Origin of the sequence: Novosphingobium sp. (assembly GCF_036803765.1) — a bacterium.
GTDB lineage: Bacteria > Pseudomonadota > Alphaproteobacteria > Sphingomonadales > Sphingomonadaceae > Novosphingobium.
This window is the reverse complement of sequence record NZ_DAIRTS010000016.1, coordinates 32,944-50,078: the sequence shown is the minus strand read 5'-3', so window position 1 is coordinate 50,078 and position 17,135 is coordinate 32,944. Positions and strand designations below refer to the sequence as shown.

Below are 17,135 nucleotides of genomic sequence, written 5' to 3'. Positions count from 1 at the left end.
TCACCAGTCCCCCGAAGCGCCGCCGCCGCCGAAGCTGCCGCCACCACCGGAAAAGCCACCACCGCCGCCCCAGTCGGAGCCGCCGCCGCCACCGCCGCCTCCCCAGCCACCGGTGGGGAAGATGAACACGCCCGGCCCGCCGCCATAGCGACGCCCGCCGCGCATCGCGCGCAGGAACGGCAGGGCAAAAAAGAAGAAGAAGATCAGCAGGAACACCACAGTGCCGGCATCGAAATGCGGCTCGCGCGCTTTGCGTTGGGTTTTTTCGGCCTGCGCCGCGACCTTACGCGCCTCGTCCTCGGGCAGCTTGAGCTGCGCGATCAACTGGTCGGTCGCCGCGTTGATGCCGCCGGCATAGTCGCCGGACTTGAAGCGCGGCACGATCTCGCGCTGGATGATGATCGCCGAAAGCGCGTCGGTCAGGATGCCCTCGAGCCCGTAGCCGACCTCGATGCGCACCTTGCGCTGGTTGGGCGCGACCAGCAGGATCGCGCCGTCGTTGCGGCCCTTGTCACCGATCCCCCAGGCTCGGCCCAGCCGATAGCCATAGTCCTCGATCTCGAGCCCGCCGAGATCGGGCACCGTCGCCACGACAAGCTGGCGCTGCGACTGCGTCTCGAGCGCGGCGAGCTTGGCATCAAGTGCCCCCACCTGCTCGGGCGTGAGCAGGTGGGCGTCATCCACCACGCGGCCGGTCAGTTGCGGAAATTTCAGGTCCGACGCTGTCTGCGCCATGGCTGGTGCGGCGAGGAACGCCAGCACCAGCAGCACGATCGTGGCGAGCCGTTTCACCGGCTTAGTTGAAGTTGACCTTGGGCGCGGTGTCTGCCCCCGGGGTGGTGGCCTGGAACGGCACCATCGGCTTGGCGCCGTAGATCACCTTGGCGCCGATCACCGCCGGAAAGGTGCGGATGGTGGTGTTGTACGACTGCACCGCGTCGTTGTAATCGCGGCGCGAGACGGCGATGCGGTTCTCGGTGCCTTCGAGCTGGCTTTGCAGCGCGAGGAAGTTCTCGTTCGACTTGAGGTCCGGATAGGCCTCGACGTTGGCCATCAGGCGCCCGAGGCCCTGAGACAGCTCGCCCTGTGCCTTCTGGTAGGCGGCGACCTTGTCGGGGTCGGTCAGGTCGGCCGCGGTGATCTGTACCGACGTCGCCTTGGCGCGCGCCTCGGTCACCTTGACCAAGGTGTCCTGCTCCTGCTTGGCATAGCCCTTCACCGTCGCGACCAGGTTGGGCACGAGATCGGCGCGGCGCTGGTACTGGTTCTGCACCTCGGCCCACTTGGCCTTGGCGTTTTCCTCCGACGTCGGGATCGAGTTGACCCCGCAGCCGGCGAGGCTCGCGGCCGCCACGGCCGTCAGGGCGAAGCGGGGCAGGAAGCGGTTGAACTGGCCGGACATGACTGGATCCTCGTTGCAGAATGCACGAGACGACATAGCGCAGGCACGTTTCCGTTCAAGGGCATGAACCCGGCTTCGTCGTGCGTTCGTCGTGTCGTTCGTCGAACTGTAAAGGATTGGCCCTGCGCCTTGCCGCGCAGGCCATCGAATGGCACAAAACCGCCAACGACGGTTAACAAAAGGGGGACACGCAGCGTGGCCATTCTCGACGAGTTCAAGACCTTCATCGCACGCGGCAACGTGCTCGACCTCGCGGTCGGTGTGATCATCGGCGGCGCGTTCGGCAAGATCGTCACCTCGCTGACCGAAAGCGTCATCATGCCGGTGGTTGGGTTCGTGACCGGCGGCGTCGATTTCACGCGCTTCTTCGTGCGCCTCGGCCCGATCCCCGCCACGTTCAAGGGCGACGTCGACAGCTATTCGCAGCTCAAGGCCGCCGGCGTTTCGATGATCGGCTATGGCGACTTCATCACCCAGGCGGTCAACTTCCTGATCGTCGCCTTCATCATCTTCCTGCTGGTCAAGGCCGCCAACTCGCTGATCCGCAAGCATCACGAGGAAAAGCCCGCAGAACCCGCCAAGCCCGCCGGCCCGAGCGAAGTCGACCTGCTGATCGAGATCCGCGACGCGCTCAAGGCCAGGGATTGAGACGAAAAGGACGGGACAAGCCTGCGCCGCCCCTTCCCTTGGCGGCGCGGGCTTCCTATATGACCCTCTGCCGGTTCGTCCGGCTATGGCGATAAACTGCGACGTGCAATAGATGCAGCGGACCCGGGGGCGGTACCCGGCGGCTCCACCACCTCTTCCGCGCACGGCTCCTTCCAGGGGCTGCGGGAAAGATGACGGGGCCGAACTAGGATCGACGTGTGTTGAAAAGCGTTGTTTTCGCCCGGGCTGAGTAACCCGTTAAAGGCTCAAAACCCACAAGTGCCAACGACAACGAAGCACTTGCTCTCGCCGCGTAACCTGACGGCCTAACGGCCTGATCTTACAAAGCGAAAGCGCGGCTGGACACGCCGGTCAACAGAAGTGATACCAGCGGCCCGGGGGGTGCCGGGCAACAGAAATCCCCCCACCTTTGCGCTTATCTTGGATAAATTCGGCTCTCGCTTCGATGAGGCGTGGGCGCATGGCCGTCTGGCTCTTCGACAGGCTCAGGGGGAATGGGTTCGGGTCGTTTGCGCTGCATCCCATCCGCTCGTCCTGAGCCTGTCGAAGGACGGCCAGACGCGACGCAACCTTCAACCGCTCAGCCCGGCTTGCCCTCGGCCGAACACTCTGCTGCGGCCTCGGTCTCGATGCGCCGGCTGGAGGCGATCGCCGTCGCCTTGCGCTTCCAGCCGGGCTGGAGATAGGCCACCGTGGCCATCACGATCGCCGCGAGCGAGCCGACCGGGAAGGCCAGCCACAGCGCGTCGGCGCCAAGCGCGGGATAGGTCAGGTGGTAGAAGCCCAGCCGCACCGGGAACATCGCCACGGCGATCACCAGCAAGGGTGCCAGCACCACGCCGCCCGCGCGCATCGTGCCGAACAGCATGATCGTCATGCCGAACAGGATGTAGCTCCAGCTCGCCAGCAACTGGATGTGGCGGGCCATGTCGACGGCCGGGCTGGTCGAGCCGAGGAACAGCACCAGCACTGGCCGGTCGAAACCGAGCAACAGCGCCGTCATCGCCCCGGTCACCGCGCAGTTGAGGATGAGGCCGGCGCGCGTGATGCGGCCAAGGCGGTCGACCAGTCCGGCCCCGATCGACTGCGCGGCCATGGCGCTGAGCGCGGCGGAGATCGCCATCGCCGGCATCTGCAGGTAGGTCCACACCTGGAGCGAGGCGCCATAGGCGGCGCTGGTCACCGATCCCTCGCGGTTGACGAGGCCGAGCATGACGATGCCTGCGCCCGAGACGATCAGCATCTGCGCGCCCATCGGCAGGCCCTTGGTGACGATGTAGCGCAGCTCGTCCATGCGCGGCACGAGATAGCCCAGCTCGGGCCCGCGCAAGCGCAAGGGCAGGTTGCGCGCATAGGCATAGATCACCAGCACGATCATCGAGACATAGGACGAGGTCGCGGTGGCGAGCGCCGAGCCCGCGATCCCGAAGGCCGGGATCGGCCCGAGGCCGGCGATGAAGACCGGGTTGAGCCCGCAGTCGAGCACGACCGAAACGATCATGAAATAGAGGCTGGTCTTGGCATCGCCCGCGCCGCGAAGGCCCATCGAGACCATGACCGAGATCATCGTCGCGGGCAGCGCGACGAAAATGACTCGCAGGTACGCCAGCGCGAAGGCGTAGATGTCCGGCGGCGTCGACATGAGCCCGAGCAGCGCCGGCGCCGACATCCAACCCACCGAGGCGACGAGGACCGCCAGCCCTACGCAGAAGCCCACCGCGGTCCCGAAGGTGCGGCGCGCCGCGTCGACGTCGCCCGCGCCGAACGACTGCCCGACCTTGACCGTCGCCGCCATGCCAAAGCCAAACACCGCGGCGAAGACCAGGAACATGACGACGTTGGCATTGGCGGTCGCGGCCAGTGCCGAATCGCCGAGCAGGCGCCCGACCCAGATCGCGTTGATCGAGCCGTTGAGCGACTGGAGGATGTTGCCGACCAATGTCGGCAGCGAAAACAGCAGCAGGGTCTTGAGGATCGGCCCGCGCGTCAAGTCGCGCGCCCCGGGGCCGCCCGGGGCGGTATTGCCGTGCGCACGTGCCATGCCGTTCAGTCCTTCTTGTTCTGTAGCGCGGCGAGTGCGGCGAAAGGACCGCTGGCCGGATCGCCCGAAAGGTTGTGCTCGGCGCGCGCCTTGTCGGCCATCGGCCCCTCGGCAAAGGGATCGATCGCGAGCGCGAGGCTCTGCGCCACCGCCTCGCCCAGATCGAAACTCAGGCCTTCGTAGGGAATCTCGTCGCAGTCGTCGGCGGTCAGCTCGATTTCCTCGTCCGGCTCGGCCGCGAGCGTGGTCTCGGGCACGAAGCGCAGGGTCAGCGGCTCGTCGATGGTGACGGCGAAGTCCTCGCCCGAGATGGCGCAGGGCTGGTCGATCGTGGCGGTCAGCCGCCCGTCGGCCCGCACGACCGTCCCGTCGACCGACAGCCGGACCGCGGCCTGCATGGCATGGATCGCCGAAATGCCGAAGCGCGCGGCCAGGCGGCGGCGGGCCTCCGCGTCCGGCTCGAGCAGCAGCGGCGCGTCGGTGATCTGGCGCAAGTCGACCATGTGCGAGAATTCGGGCGTCTCGATCATCGGCCGATCTCCGCGCCGAGCACGCGGTCGGCGGGCACCATCGCCAGGCCGGCGGCAAAGGCGCGCGCACGGCGGGCCAGGACCAGCGGGTCGGTCCCCTCAATCAGCGTAACGTTGCGCGCGATCGCTGCAGCGAAGGCGTCCTCGCCCTGTTCCAGCCCCTCGCGATAGGCGCCGAGGCGGCCACCCAGCGTGCCCATCAGCTTGCCGATGTGCTTGCCGACGACGATGTCACCCACCCCGCTTTCGCGCAGCTGGCCGTCCATGTCGTCGACAAAGAGCTCGGTCATCCACACCGAGGCGGGGATCAGGCCCTCCTCGCGCTCCATCCGCAGCAATACGAGCGACAGGATCAGCGTGATCATGTCGAACCGGCCCGGCACGGTGTCGGCCACGCCGCATTGCGCGTACCATTCCTTCTCGCGGGCGATTTCCACCACGCGGTGCCACAGCGGGCGGGCGGCGTCGCGATCATCGCGGGTTTGGCCCATCAGGCGGGCGAGCAAGGACATGGCGGCAAGGCTTTCGAAGTTGGCGGGCAAAAAATGGCGGGCGGGAGGGGATGGCAAAATGGGACGCGTAAAGATGTCATGGGCCAAACCGGCACGCCGCCATTGCGGACAACCCGTTTCGCCCCTAAGGCTTGGGCGGATATAGGGCGCGGCGACGCGAAGGCAAAGGGCGCCTTTGGACGTTGTCATCGCTGGTCGCTGTGACGGCCGCATGCCGGGAAAACCGGCGCGGCCACGGGATTTCGGAGTTCGGGAATGCGCGCAAATCGGATGGTCATGGCAGGCACGGCGCTGGCCGCGCTGGTGACGCTCGGAGGCTGCGCGAGCATCCGCGATCACCGCGGGTTCCAGATGGACCATGCGCTGACCGATTCGCTGCAGCCGGGGGTGGACAACCGCCTCTCGGTCGAGCGCGCGCTGGGCCAGGCCACCTTCAAGAGCCAGTTCGGCCCGCAGAGCTGGTACTACGTGTCGATCGACACGCGCCAGCGTCCGTTCAAGCGCCCGCGCACCGTCGACGAGCAGGTGATGAAGGTGAACTTCGACGCCGCCGGCAACGTCACCACGATCGACCGCAGCAGGCTGACCCGCGTGCCGACGATCCACCCCGTGCGCGAGACGACGCCGACGCTGGGCCGTCACCGCAGCTTCTTCCAGGATCTGTTCGGCAACATCGGCTCGGTCGGTGCGCTGCCCGGCGGCATGGGCGGACAGGGCCAGGGCCGCGGCCCGACCGGTTCGGGCCCGAACGGCAGCTGATCCGGGGGCAGCTGATCCGGGCCTGACGACCGGCACGTCCATGCCGGTCGTCAGACGGTCGCTCGCGCGATCAGAAGGGCCTCGTCGCGCGCGGACCGGCGCGCGATCAGCAGCATCAGCACCACGATCGGCACCGCCACCACGTTCATCGACAGCATGGCGTGGGTCAGGTTGCCGGTGGCATCGGACAGCAGACCCACCGCATAGGGGCCGATACCCATGCCCAGGATCGTCATCGTCAACAGGTAGAGGCTGGAAGTGACGCCGCGCATGCGGGGCAGCACCTGGTCGTACATGATCGCGTAGAGCGGCGGCATCCAGCCGGTCAGCACGAAGCTGTAGAGCGCGAAGTGCCAGTAGAACGTCGGCGCGTCGGGCGCGAGGTAGGTCCAGAACGACAGGATCGGCGAAACCCCCATCGTGAACAGCGCCACCAGCGCGCGGCCCGACGAGGGCAGGCGGCGATGCAGCGCATCGGCCAGCGGCCCCCACAGCAGCGGCCCGACGATGCCCATCGCCACCGACAGCATGCCGAACTGCAGCGCCGCATCCTTCATCGAGAGATGGTAGGTCTTGATGAGGAAGCTGGGGTTGAAGGCCATCATCCCGTAATTGATCGTCGACTGCAACGTGCCGACCGCGATCGCCATGGTCAGCGTGGACGAGCCGGCAATGACGCGGAATGCCTGCGCATCGGCTGCGCGCATCCGCTGCATAAGGTTGACCAGCACGAACAGCCCCAGGCCGATCACGCTCCATTGCAGGACGTGGGCATCGATCGTGACCGGCCCCAGCGCCATCGGCGGGCGCGGCGACAGGCCCTGGCACAGCCAGACCAGCACGCGCATGGAGCCGGCGATCGCGGCCAGCGCGGCAAGATTGAAGGCGATCGCGGCGGGACGCGCACGGCGCCTCGCCATGGCGATCCAGTGGAAGCCGGGCGTAACCCCGCCGAGCAGGCCGAGGCTGGCGCGGAACGGATTCGCCTCGGGCTGGGTGGGCATTCCGTCGATCGCGCCGCGTACCGGCTCGGGCATGGTCCACAGGAACGCCGCCAGCACAAAGCCGGGCACCGCGGCCACGAGGAACGCGAACTGCCACCCCTTGAGGCCGAACGGGGCCGTGCCCCCCGCCCAATGCGCGGTCCATGCCTGTGCCGCGACACCGCCCAGGATCAGCGAGCCGCCCAGCCCCAGCGCGATCGCCGCAGCCATGACCGCCATGACGAACCCGCGCCGCTGTTTCGGCCAGTAGTCGTACAGCAGCGAGGTGCCCGCCGGCTGCGTCGCCGCCTCGCCGATGCCGACCCCCAGCCGCGAGAGCGCGAGCAGCGCGAAGCTCGAGGCGAGACCCGCCAGCCCCGTCGCGGCCGACCACAGCACCAGGCTGATGCCCAGCAGCCGCGTGCGCGTCCAGCCATCGGCCAGCCGTCCGACCGGCAACGAGAACACCGCATAGAACAGCGCGAAGACGGTGCCGTATAGCAGCCCCATCTCGGCATCGCCGATGGCCAGGTCCTGCTTGATCGCTGGTGCGAGGATCGCGAGGATCTGGCGATCGAGCAGGCTCATCGCATTGGTCAGCGCCACGAGCACGAGCGCATACCAGCCGCCCTTGGCGATGGCCTGCGAGGGGCTGGTTACGCCGCTGGCAACGTCGGCGCCAGGGAGGGCGGCAGGGATGGCCATCAGGCGAGCGCCGCCGCGATGGTCTCGGCGATCGGGGTGGTCGGGCGCCCGATCAGGCGACTGAGGGTGTGGCTGTCGTCGAACAGCTGGTCCTTGCTCGATTCGAAGCTGGAGTCCGACACCATCTGCGCGATGAAGCCGGGCAGGCCGACACCTTCGAGCGCGGCGGCATAGTCGGCCTTGGGCATGTCGACATAAGCGACTGGCTTGCCCGCCACCTGCGCCACCTCGGCGGCGAAATCGGCCATGGTGAAGGCGGCATCGCCGGCCAGTTCGTAGACCTCCCCGCCCTGTGCGCTCACCAGCGCGACCGCGGCGGCCGCGGCATAGTCGGCGCGCGTGGCCGAGGCGATGCGCCCCGTCCCCGCCGCACCGATGATCGCGCCATGCGCCACCGACGGCGCCAGCGCCCCGGTGTAGTTCTCGTTATACCAGCCATTGCGCAGCAGCACGAAGGCGAGACCGCTCTCGCGTAGCAGCGCCTCGGTCTGGCGGTGCTCCTCCGCCAGACCGATGGTCGAGCTGTCGGCATGGAGGATCGAGGTATAGGCAATCAGCTTGACCCCAGCCTCGCGCGCGGCGTCGATCACCGCCTTGTGCTGCGCCACCCGCGCGCCGACGGCATTGCCCGAGATCAGCAACAGCCGCTCCACGCCGGCGAGGGCCGGGACGAGCGTTTCGGGCCGGTCGTAATCGGCCACGCGCACCGCGACACCCGCATCGGCGAGCTTCGCGGGATCGCGGGCCAGCGCGACGACCTTGTCCGCACCGACGCGGCCAATGAGTTCGCCGAGGGCGAGACGGCCAAGCTGGCCCGAGGCACCTGCAACTGCGTACATGGAATTTCCCCTTGATGGAGGCGGGACGTCAGAGCTTGAACCAGCGCTCGGCGTTGGTCTGGAAGAACTTCTTCTTGGTCTCGGGCGACATGGTCATCGCGTCCATGGCGTGCACCTCGCGCGCCTCGACCTGATAGGGATAGTCCATGGCGTACATTACGCGGTCCTCGCCCATGACCTCCTGGCAGAACTTGATCGCCGGCTCCCACGCCACGCCAGAATTGGTGACGAGGACGTTAGACTGGAGGTATCCGGCGATGGTCTTGTTCAGCGGCTTCATCCGCTCGTAGCGCTGCGAGCGTACGCCTGCCTGGTGCATGTAGTCCAGGCGATAGAGCCAGTACGGCAGCGCCTCGCCCATGTGGCCGACCATGATCTGCAGGGTCGGATAGCGGTCGAAGATGCCGATGGTGATGAGGCGCAGCAGGTGCATCCCCGTCTCCACCCCGAAGCCGAAGATCGCGCCGTCGAGCCCGGCGTCGAGCATCGGGCCGATCATCGCATCGGGCGAGGTCGAGGGGTGGATGTAGAGCGGCTGGTCGACCTCGGCCAGCGCGCGGAAGATCGGGTCGAACTGCGGTTCGTCGAGATAGTGGCCCTGGGTATGGCTGTTGATCTGGATGCCCTTGAAGCCCAGCTCCTTGGCCCCGCGATGAATCTCGCGCGCGGACCACTCGGGGTCCTGCGGCGCCACGGTGCCCATGCCGATGTAGCGGTCGGGGTACTTCGCGCAGGCCGCCGCAAGCTGGTCGTTGGCGCGCGTGGCGATGCCCTTGGCCTCGTCGAGGTCGGTCAGCGGCTGCACGCCCGGGGAGGTCAGCGCCAGGATCGCCTTGTCGATGCCATGGACGTCCATGTCGGCGATGCGGCGCTCGCCGAGGTCGAGCAGGCGCTCCATGATCTGCGTGGCGCGCGGCGACGGCGACTGGGCGTAGAAGCCCCAGAGCGAGACCATGCCCTTGTCCGCCTCGCCATCGCGGATCATGCGCAGGTACGCCGCGACCTGTTCCTCGGTGGCGAAGGCTTCCTCGGTCGCGATGCGCAGGTAGCCCTGATCGCCCCCGGTCTTCAGCTGTGCGGTCTGGCGTTCTTCGGTCATGCGGGCCTCTCCATGGCTTGCGCCGGCCCGCCCGCGATCACCGTCGGATCACGAAAGACAGGCTGGCAATGTGGTTCATGCGGTCCTCGCGCGCTTCGCGGGCCACGTATTGCGTCGAATAGCCGGCCTCGAGGCTGAGGCCCCGCCCGACCGGCAGTGCCACGCCGGCAAAAGTGCGCAGCTGGTCGAAGCCCGATTTCTGGCCCCAGGCGGTGCGGTTGAAGGCCACGAAGGGTTCGACCCAGGCCACCACCAGCGGATCGCCGCGCTTGCCGATGTGCACGTCGAGCCGGACCAGCTGTCGCAGCCGCCAGCCGGTGCCGGCGGTGCCCTCGACCATGCGCTGCTCCAGCCGGGTGCGACCCGTGACCGTTACGCGCGAGGTCTGGTTGCCGAGGCCGTCGCCCAGCGCGCGCCACATCACCTGCTGGAAGATGCGATGCTCGTGGCTGACACGCCCGCCCTTGGGATCGGTGCGGATGTAGCCATAGCCGCCCCAGACCGTGGTCGAGGGCGCGACCTTCACCCCGAGCGCGCCGCGCACCAGGATCTGCCCGGCACGGCTCGCATCGTCCGTCATGCGCAGCTGCAGGTCGGTGAAGGCCAGGAGCTTGGGATCGAGCGTGATGAACGCCTGCTGCGCGGCCCATACCTGCGCATCGGGGTCCGCCGCGAGAGCCGGTGCGGCCCACGCGAGCAGCGGAGCGGCCAACAGGCAGTTGGCAGGCAGGCGGCGCATGGGTCACTCCGAAAAACGAGGGGGAAGCTGGTCCCGCTATGCCCCTGTCCTTTCCGGAGTGTTGCCCGTGCATGACGTTGCGCGTCAGGCTTCGTGGATGGTCTTGGTGACGAGACAGGCCATCAGGCCTTCCGGCCCGTCCTCGTGGCCGTGGCCCGACCACTTGATGCCGCCGAACGGCGAATCCGACCCGCCGATCATCGTGGTGTTGATGCCCAGCATCCCCGCCTCGACCTCGGCCGCGACGCGCGCGCGATTGGCGTGCCCCTCGGTCCAGGCATAGGCGGCCAGGCCATAAGGCAGCCGGTTGGCCTCGGCGATCATCGCGTCGGCATCGGCGTGGCGATTGATGAGCGCAACCGGGCCGAACGGCTCCTCGTTCATGATCTCGGCATCGAGCGGCACGTCCGACAGCACGGTCGGCGCGAAGAAGAACCCGGCATTGCCGATGCGCTGGCCGCCGGTGTGCAGCTTGGCGCCCCGCGCCACGGCATCGCCGATCAGCCGCTCCATCGCCTCGGGACGGCGGGCATTGGCCATGGGGCCCATCTGCACGCCCTCTTCCAGCCCGTTGCCCACGCGGATCGCGGCGGCACGGCTGACGAAGCCCTCGACGAAGGCGTCGAACACCGGCTCCTCGACGATGAAGCGCGTCGGGCTGACGCAGACCTGGCCGGCATTGCGATACTTGGAGGCGACCACGGTATCGAGCGCACGCTGCAGGTCGGCATCGGCGAAGACCAGCACCGGCCCATGCCCGCCCAGTTCCATCGTCGTGCGCTTCATGTCGTCGGCCGCCAGCTTGGCGAGGTGCTTGCCGACCACGGTCGAGCCCGTGAACGACAGCTTGCGGATCACCGGGCTGCCGAGCAGGTGCCGGCTGACCTCGTCGGGCACGCCGAACACGGCCTGGGCGACCTGCGGCGGAAGGCCGGCATCGAGCAGGCACTGCAGCACGCCCAGCGCCGAGGCAGGGGTTTCTTCCGCAGCCTTGAGGATCACCGAGCAGCCCGCCGCCACCGGCGCGCCGAGCTTGCGCCCGACGTTGCCCAGCGGGAAATTCCACGGCGCGAAGGCCGCGACCGGGCCGACCGGCTCGTGCGTGACAATCGAGCGCGTGCCGGTGGGGCGCACCAGCGCGCGGCCGTAGATGCGGTGAACCTCGCCGGCATAGAACTGGAACAGCCCGGCGCACATCATCACCTCGATCCGCGTCTCGGCCAGGGTCTTGCCCTGCTCGAGCGTGGCGGCCCGCGCCAGATCTTCCTGCCGCTCGACCAGCAGCGCCGCAGCCCGGTTGAGCACCGCGGCGCGCTGTTGGGCGGGTGCCTTGCGCCACAGGGCAAAGCCCTCGGCCGCAACCTCGAGCGCCCGGTCGAGATCGGCGGCCGAGGCCAGCGGCAATTCAGCCAGCACCTCGCCGGTTGCCGGATTGACCACGGCATGTGTGCGCCGACCCTCCCCGCTGACGCGCTGGCCGTTGATAATCATCGAAAGCGGGGGATAGGTCATTGCAACTACAGCCTTTTACTTGGCAGCGATCGCGGCATCATGATCGAGGTCGCGCTGCAGGCGCTGCGCCTCGATCGGCTTGCCGGTCACGGGGTGGTTCATGTGGAACGGTGTAATCTTGTGGGTCGGCCAGAGCCAGTGACCTTCGAGCAATTCGTCCGGGCCAGTCGGGTCGGTGGGATAAGTCACCTTGGGGAACGGCACGTATTCGGGCGGGGTATGCGCCCAGCCCTTTTCGAAGTCGCCATGCCAGATCGGCATGTAGTTGAGGATGTGCATGCGCCACACCCCGTCGACCTTCTTGTAGGTGTTCTCGTAAATGCCGCCTTCCCACCACTGGCGTGCCTTGAGATGCGGCTCCTCGCCCTCGAAATCCTTATGGCGCCCGGCCTGCATCATCGACCGGGCACGGCCCAGCGCGGTGACGCCGTCGGGCTGGATATCGATGATGTCCTGCAGCTGCGGGTGATCGAGCAGGAAGCCGTCGATCGGGCCATTGTTGCCGTAGGTGAAACGCTTCTGGAACCGTTCGCAATAGAGGCGACGGATGCCCTCGCGGCCCTTCCACACGCCGCCGAAGAAACGGACCTCGCCGTCCTCGGTGAACAGGTCGACGGTCTCGTTGTAGAGGCACTTGTCGATCAGGTAGCCGTAGAGGTGCTGCAGCTTGCGCACGTCCAGCTCGTCTTCGCGCACGGTCAGGCGGCGTTCCACGTCGGCCAGCTTGGCCTCCAGCGCCGCGATGCGATCGGTTTCGCCCGTCATCCCACTCTCCATGTTTGCCCGGCCGGATTGGGGCCAGCGCTTTTTAGTTAGTATGCCTCACTAACGAATTGCGGATCGCCGGCCGGGTGTCAACGACCTTCCGCTTCCAGCCGCAGGACTTCGTCGCGATAAGGGCGGATCGCCAGGATCATGCTGAGGGTGGCGACCGGCAGCAGCACGGCCGCGGTGATGACCAGGGCCTTCCACAGCTCGCTCTCGACGCCGACCACGCGCTGCGCGATCACGCCGACCACGAAGCTGCCCATCGCGCCGAAGAAGGTGAACATGAACAGGTAGATCGCCGTGACCTGCCCGCGCATCACATTGGGGGCGATGCGCTGGATCGCCGCGTTCTGCGGGACGGCGCCGGCCAGGCCGAACATGCCGCCCAGTGCCATAACCGCAAGGCTCGCCTCGCCGGTGGGCATCAGCGGCGAGGTGATCGCGCAGACCGTCACCAGGCTGAACAGGATCGCGGCGCAGCGCACATTGGCGTCCTTGTGCCGCTTGGCCATCCATTCGACGAAGGCCCCACCGAGGAACACGCCGAGCACCGAGCTGACCAGCAGCATCGGCGCCATGACCATGCCGATCCGCCCCTCGTCCCAGCCATAGGTGCGGATCATGAAGGGCACGCGCCAGAAGGCCAGGCCGAAGGTCTCGATCGCGGCGAGCGCGAGGCCGAGGAACAGCGGATAATAGACCCGCCCGCGGGCGTGGATCGCGCGCACCGCGTCAAGCCCCGTGAAGGTCAGCATGCGCTGCGCCAGGCCCTGCCGCGGCGCGGCGCTCTGCACCTGCATCGGCGGGGCGATCCCGCGCCGCGCCGGCTCGCGGATCATCAGCAGCAGCGCAGCCGCGACCAGCGCCAGCGCCCCCTGCCCCAGCAGGATCAGCTGCCACGAATGGACGTGCAGCCCCAGCACCACCGGGTCCTTGATCCCCGCCAGCCAGACGATCAGCTTGCCGCCGAGCGCGACGCCCACCGTCGTCCCGCCGATGAAGCCGAACTGCAGCACGGCAAAGGCGCGGGTGATCTTCTGCGGCGGGAAGAAATCCGCCAGCAGCGAGTACGAGGCCGGCGCATGTGCCGAACCGCCTGCGCCCAGGAACATGCGCGAGCCGACGAACTGCCCGAACCCCTGCGCAAGGCCACCCAGCGCCATGACCGTGCCCGTCGCCAGCATTCCGCCCGCCAGCACGAGGCGGCGCGGGTAGATATCCGCGAGGCGCGCCAGCGGAATGCCGACCACGACGAAGAAGATCACGCTCGCCGGGCCACCGAGGAAGCCCAGCTGCTCGTCCGACAGCCCGAAGTCGAGCTTCACCCGCTGCGCCAGCATTCCGAACACGGTCTGGTCGAAGAAATTGAGAAAGGTGGCGAAGACGATGGCGAACAGCGCGAACCACGCTGCCGACGCCTTGGGCCAGGCCTGCGTGCTGGCCTGAGCAGCCTGCCCCGATTCGCGCCCGGCCTCCGCTTCCGCCGCGATCGCCGCGACCCCGTCGTCGGGAATCGTCGGCGCCATTGCACCTGCCATGATCGATCTCCTCTCCCGGCCAGGCACGCTTGAATCGCGAACCTTTTTCATCCGGCGCATTGTTAGTCTTGCATACAAATTCGCCTTGGTGAATAGGTAAGGCGAAAAACTTGGATGCGGCCGTTTCGGACCGGTCCAGACGATAACAATCGTTACAGCGGAAGAGGAGAGCTTCGATGCAGGACCTGCCGGGCAAGACCGCCCTTGTCACCGGAGGCGCGAGCGGGATCGGCCTCGGCATCGCCAAGGCGCTGCTAGGCGCCGGGATGAACGTCGCCATCGCCGACATCCGCGACGATCACCTCGCCGCCGGCGCGGCCGAGCTGGCCGACGTGGCAGGCGGCGCCACCGACCGCATCCTCGCCCTCAAGCTCGACGTGACCAACCGCGCGCAGTTCGCCGGAGTAGCGGACGCGATCGAGGCGCGCTTCGGCAAGATCCACCTGCTTGCCAACAATGCCGGCGTCGCCGTTGTCGGCCCGACCGAACTGGCGACTTTCGCCGACTGGGACTGGGTCATGGGCGTGAACCTGGGCGGGACCATCAACGGCATTGTTACCGTGCTGCCGCGCATCCTCGCGCATGGCGAAGGCGGCCACATCGTCAACACCGCCTCGATGTCGGCCCTGGTGCCCGCGGCGATGACCACGATCTATTCCTCGGGCAAGGCGGCCGTCACCTCGATGATGGAATGCATGCGCCCCGAACTCGAGGCGCGCGGCGTGATCTGCTCGGCGTTCTGCCCCGGCGCGGTCCAGTCCAACATTGCCGAGGCGGGCAAGACCCGCCCGGCCGACCTTGCCGAAACCGGTTATGCCGAAGCCGACAAGCGCCGCCAGGCCGGCGGCAATTTTGCGCACCTCTATCAGACCAAGGAAGAGGTGGGCCAGCGCGTGCTCGCCGGCATCCTCGCCGACGAGCTCTACATCCTCACCCACGCCGAATTCCTCGTCGGCGTGCGCGAACGCGGCGAGGCGACGACCGCCGCCGTGCAGACGCACCTGCCCGAGAACGAGGAATACAAGCAGACCTTCGCCATGCTGTTCCGCAACCCGGCGATCACCGCCGAAGTCGAACGGCAGGGCGCCCTGAAAGCGTCGCGTACCCAGCCCACCCCGGCCCAGCCCGCAACCGCCTGAACGCCAAGACCGGAGAAGCAAGACTCATGAAGGATTATGCCGGCCGTACGGCCTTCGTCACCGGCGGCGCCAACGGCGTCGGCATCGGCCTCGTTCGCCAGCTGCTCGAAGAGGGCTGCAAGGTCGCGATCGCCGACATCCGCCAGGATTCGATCGACCAGGCGCTCGCCAGCCTCGACAACCGGGAAGTCATGGGCGTCCAGCTCGACGTCTCCAGCCGCGAGGCCTTCCGCAAGGCCGCCGACCGCGTCGAGGCCGAATTCGGCCCGGTCTCGCTGCTGTTCAACAACGCCGGCGTCAATCTCTTCCAGCCGATCGAGGAATCGAGCTACGACGACTGGGACTGGCTGCTCGGCGTCAACCTCCACGGCGTGATCAACGGGGTCATGACCTTCGTGCCGCGCATGGTCGAGCGGGTGAAGGCCGGCACCCAGACTGGCGGGCACATCACCAACACCGCCTCGATGGCCGCCTTCCTAGCCGCGGGCACGCCGGGGATCTACAACACCACCAAGTTCGCGGTGCGCGGCCTGTCGGAATCGCTGCATTACTCGCTGCTGCAATACGGCATCGGCGTCTCGGTGCTATGCCCGGGCTTGGTCAAGAGCTACATCTACGCCAGCGACGCGATCCGCCCCGATGCCCTGAAAGCCGGTGCCAAGCCGGTGAACCAGGCCGCGGTCGATCGCCTCGCCGGGGTGCACGAGTTCGGCATGGAACCCGACGTCATCGCCCGCCGCACCCTCGACGCCATGCGCGAAAACCGCCTCCACATCTTCTCGCACCCCGACCACAAGGAAGAGATGCGCGAAATCTTCGACGAGATCATCGCCGAATACCAGGACTACCCCAAGGACACCGGCTACGACCAGCGCGTGGCCTTCGAGGCGTTTCGGGCAAAGTCCTTCGCAGAGGCAAGGGCGCGATCGAAGGCGAGTGGAGTGTGACGAAACCGACAAAACTCAAAGCCTCGTTCCATCTGGAACGGGGCTTGGATCAAACCGGCTCGGACTTTGTGTAGCGAAGCAGACGATACAGAGAATACGGATTGGTTGTTAAATAGCGCCAAACCAGGCGCTTGGGATCTTGGAGTGTCCGAAACAACCATTCGAGGCAAAGATCTTGCATCCAGTTTGGAGCACGCGGCGAGTCGCCGGATAGAAATCCGTACAAGCCACCGCACGTTTTGATCCAGCCGACGCCCTTAAGCTTGGCGGCATTTCTCACACACCAATGCTCTTGCAGGGGCTTGCCCAGCCCTACCCACAATACGTCCGCACCGCTGGCACGGATGTCAGCACAGATCGCGTCTTCTTCATCCGGCCTGAAGTAGCCGTTGCGGCGGCCGACTACCTTCAGGCCAGGATAAAGCGTGAGCATTTGCTCGACCGCGCGTTCGTTCTGGCTTTCCGAACCACCCAGAACAAAAAATGAAAGATTATGCTGCACTGCAGCTTCCGCAGCGTCATGAAAGAAATCAGTCGTTGCGATGCGTTCGGGGAGCGGTGCCTTGGTCAAGCGGCTTGCAAACACGACCGACTGCCCGTCTGCATGGATCCATGTCGCCTTCAGCATGACATCGCGAAACTTGGGGTCTTGACCAGCGAGAGCAACTCCCTGGCCATTAGACGAAAAAACCAATTTAGGCATGGCCTTATCGCGTGAAAGCTGGGCTTTTTTGCAATCAGCAACCATCAGGTCCGCGAAGGCGGGACGGGTGATCTGTAATGTCGGCAAGCCCCCTACGACAGCACGGGCCAAGCCGACAGCATCATCGCTGCCCGAACCGCTTGCTTTGATGAAAATCGATTCGACCACGGATGAATTCCCACTGCAACGGGTTAAGCCTCGCACACTGCAATTTTGGCGCTAGCTATGCCGCAGTGCAAGAAAATTGTTG

17 protein-coding genes and 1 other RNA gene are annotated in these 17,135 nt (G+C 66.8%); 5 read left to right on the top strand and 13 right to left on the bottom strand.

The annotated features are described in order from the left end of the window. Both V7Q48_RS11910 and V7Q48_RS11905 read right to left on the bottom strand, forming a co-directional pair. Complete coding sequence (locus V7Q48_RS11910) at window positions 1-792, bottom strand: TPM domain-containing protein (protein ID WP_442947128.1); 792 nt, start codon at window positions 790-792, stop codon at window positions 1-3. A 4-nt stretch (window positions 793-796) separates the two neighbouring features. Next, entirely contained in the window at window positions 797-1,402 is a 606-nt protein-coding gene (locus V7Q48_RS11905) for a LemA family protein (RefSeq protein ID WP_333838370.1), read from the bottom strand. A gap of 195 nt (window positions 1,403-1,597) precedes the next feature. On the opposite strand from V7Q48_RS11905, the gene mscL reads away from it, so the two are divergent. Next, entirely contained in the window at window positions 1,598-2,050 is a 453-nt protein-coding gene (mscL, locus tag V7Q48_RS11900; RefSeq protein ID WP_333838369.1) for a large conductance mechanosensitive channel protein MscL, read from the top strand. 29 nt (window positions 2,051-2,079) lie between these two features. Further along, window positions 2,080-2,440, top strand: a transfer-messenger RNA (tmRNA) gene (ssrA, locus tag V7Q48_RS11895). Window positions 2,441-2,651: 211 nt separating this feature from the next. On the opposite strand, the gene V7Q48_RS11890 is transcribed toward ssrA, so the two are convergent. The 3 genes from V7Q48_RS11890 to V7Q48_RS11880 are packed head-to-tail and all read right to left on the bottom strand — an operon-like array spanning window position 2,652 to window position 5,154. Beyond that, window positions 2,652-4,112, bottom strand: a complete 1,461-nt coding sequence (locus tag V7Q48_RS11890) for an MATE family efflux transporter (RefSeq protein WP_333838367.1) — start codon at window positions 4,110-4,112, stop codon at window positions 2,652-2,654. 5 nt (window positions 4,113-4,117) lie between these two features. After that, a complete protein-coding gene (locus V7Q48_RS11885; protein ID WP_333838366.1) occupies window positions 4,118-4,642 on the bottom strand; it encodes a YceD family protein in 525 nt (174 codons plus the stop codon). Next, the gene (locus V7Q48_RS11880; RefSeq protein WP_333838416.1) at window positions 4,639-5,154 is read right to left on the bottom strand and encodes a ubiquinol-cytochrome C chaperone family protein; all 516 of its coding nucleotides are present in this window, start codon (window positions 5,152-5,154) and stop codon (window positions 4,639-4,641) included. Before V7Q48_RS11880 ends, V7Q48_RS11885 begins: the two co-directional genes overlap by 4 nt. A gap of 255 nt (window positions 5,155-5,409) precedes the next feature. Here V7Q48_RS11880 and V7Q48_RS11875 point away from each other — a divergent pair, with 255 nt between their 5' ends. Next, entirely contained in the window at window positions 5,410-5,913 is a 504-nt protein-coding gene (locus V7Q48_RS11875; RefSeq protein ID WP_333838364.1) for an outer membrane protein assembly factor BamE, read from the top strand. Window positions 5,914-5,963: 50 nt separating this feature from the next. On the opposite strand, the gene V7Q48_RS11870 is transcribed toward V7Q48_RS11875, so the two are convergent. From V7Q48_RS11870 to V7Q48_RS11840, 7 genes are all read right to left on the bottom strand, one after another. Next, window positions 5,964-7,601: an MFS transporter gene (locus V7Q48_RS11870; RefSeq protein ID WP_333838363.1), complete on the bottom strand. Its 1,638-nt coding sequence runs from the start codon at window positions 7,599-7,601 to the stop codon at window positions 5,964-5,966. After that, window positions 7,601-8,440 (bottom strand): NAD(P)H-binding protein, encoded by an 840-nt coding sequence (locus V7Q48_RS11865; protein ID WP_333838362.1) that lies wholly within the window; start codon window positions 8,438-8,440, stop codon window positions 7,601-7,603. The genes V7Q48_RS11870 and V7Q48_RS11865 overlap by 1 nt, the downstream gene beginning before the upstream one ends. 28 nt (window positions 8,441-8,468) lie before the next feature. Beyond that, complete coding sequence (locus V7Q48_RS11860) at window positions 8,469-9,539, bottom strand: amidohydrolase family protein (protein WP_333838361.1); 1,071 nt, start codon at window positions 9,537-9,539, stop codon at window positions 8,469-8,471. 37 nt (window positions 9,540-9,576) lie between these two features. Then, window positions 9,577-10,278, bottom strand: a complete 702-nt coding sequence (locus V7Q48_RS11855) for a DUF2490 domain-containing protein (protein WP_333838360.1) — start codon at window positions 10,276-10,278, stop codon at window positions 9,577-9,579. Between the two features lie 84 nt (window positions 10,279-10,362). Then, complete coding sequence (locus tag V7Q48_RS11850; protein ID WP_333838359.1) at window positions 10,363-11,790, bottom strand: NAD-dependent succinate-semialdehyde dehydrogenase; 1,428 nt, start codon at window positions 11,788-11,790, stop codon at window positions 10,363-10,365. Between the two features lie 15 nt (window positions 11,791-11,805). Continuing rightward, window positions 11,806-12,555: a nuclear transport factor 2 family protein gene (locus V7Q48_RS11845; protein ID WP_333838357.1), complete on the bottom strand. Its 750-nt coding sequence runs from the start codon at window positions 12,553-12,555 to the stop codon at window positions 11,806-11,808. Between the two features lie 89 nt (window positions 12,556-12,644). Continuing rightward, window positions 12,645-14,096 (bottom strand): MFS transporter, encoded by a 1,452-nt coding sequence (locus V7Q48_RS11840; protein ID WP_333838355.1) that lies wholly within the window; start codon window positions 14,094-14,096, stop codon window positions 12,645-12,647. A 176-nt stretch (window positions 14,097-14,272) separates the two neighbouring features. Between V7Q48_RS11840 and V7Q48_RS11835 the strand changes: the two genes are divergently transcribed. Next, entirely contained in the window at window positions 14,273-15,235 is a 963-nt protein-coding gene (locus V7Q48_RS11835; protein WP_333838353.1) for an SDR family NAD(P)-dependent oxidoreductase, read from the top strand. Window positions 15,236-15,261: 26 nt separating this feature from the next. Beyond that, complete coding sequence (locus V7Q48_RS11830; RefSeq protein WP_333838352.1) at window positions 15,262-16,182, top strand: SDR family NAD(P)-dependent oxidoreductase; 921 nt, start codon at window positions 15,262-15,264, stop codon at window positions 16,180-16,182. A gap of 49 nt (window positions 16,183-16,231) precedes the next feature. Here V7Q48_RS11830 and V7Q48_RS11825 read toward each other — a convergent pair whose 3' ends face one another. After that, on the bottom strand, window positions 16,232-17,053 hold the full coding sequence (locus V7Q48_RS11825; RefSeq protein ID WP_333838351.1) for a WecB/TagA/CpsF family glycosyltransferase: 822 nt from the start codon (window positions 17,051-17,053) through the stop codon (window positions 16,232-16,234). Window positions 17,054-17,135: the final 82 nt, after the last annotated feature.

Coding starts and splice junctions, on each gene's coding strand:
- V7Q48_RS11905 (WP_333838370.1), bottom strand. CDS start 1,402: ATGTCCGGCCAGTTCAACCGCTTCCTGCCCCGCTTCGCCCTGACGGCC.
- V7Q48_RS11890 (WP_333838367.1), bottom strand. CDS start 4,112: ATGGCACGTGCGCACGGCAATACCGCCCCGGGCGGCCCCGGGGCGCGC.
- V7Q48_RS11885 (WP_333838366.1), bottom strand. CDS start 4,642: ATGATCGAGACGCCCGAATTCTCGCACATGGTCGACTTGCGCCAGATC.
- V7Q48_RS11880 (WP_333838416.1), bottom strand. CDS start 5,154: ATGTCCTTGCTCGCCCGCCTGATGGGCCAAACCCGCGATGATCGCGAC.
- V7Q48_RS11875 (WP_333838364.1), top strand. CDS start 5,410: ATGCGCGCAAATCGGATGGTCATGGCAGGCACGGCGCTGGCCGCGCTG.
- V7Q48_RS11870 (WP_333838363.1), bottom strand. CDS start 7,601: ATGGCCATCCCTGCCGCCCTCCCTGGCGCCGACGTTGCCAGCGGCGTA.
- V7Q48_RS11865 (WP_333838362.1), bottom strand. CDS start 8,440: ATGTACGCAGTTGCAGGTGCCTCGGGCCAGCTTGGCCGTCTCGCCCTC.
- V7Q48_RS11860 (WP_333838361.1), bottom strand. CDS start 9,539: ATGACCGAAGAACGCCAGACCGCACAGCTGAAGACCGGGGGCGATCAG.
- V7Q48_RS11855 (WP_333838360.1), bottom strand. CDS start 10,278: ATGCGCCGCCTGCCTGCCAACTGCCTGTTGGCCGCTCCGCTGCTCGCG.
- V7Q48_RS11850 (WP_333838359.1), bottom strand. CDS start 11,790: ATGACCTATCCCCCGCTTTCGATGATTATCAACGGCCAGCGCGTCAGC.
- V7Q48_RS11845 (WP_333838357.1), bottom strand. CDS start 12,555: ATGACGGGCGAAACCGATCGCATCGCGGCGCTGGAGGCCAAGCTGGCC.
- V7Q48_RS11840 (WP_333838355.1), bottom strand. CDS start 14,096: ATGGCAGGTGCAATGGCGCCGACGATTCCCGACGACGGGGTCGCGGCG.
- V7Q48_RS11835 (WP_333838353.1), top strand. CDS start 14,273: ATGCAGGACCTGCCGGGCAAGACCGCCCTTGTCACCGGAGGCGCGAGC.
- V7Q48_RS11830 (WP_333838352.1), top strand. CDS start 15,262: ATGAAGGATTATGCCGGCCGTACGGCCTTCGTCACCGGCGGCGCCAAC.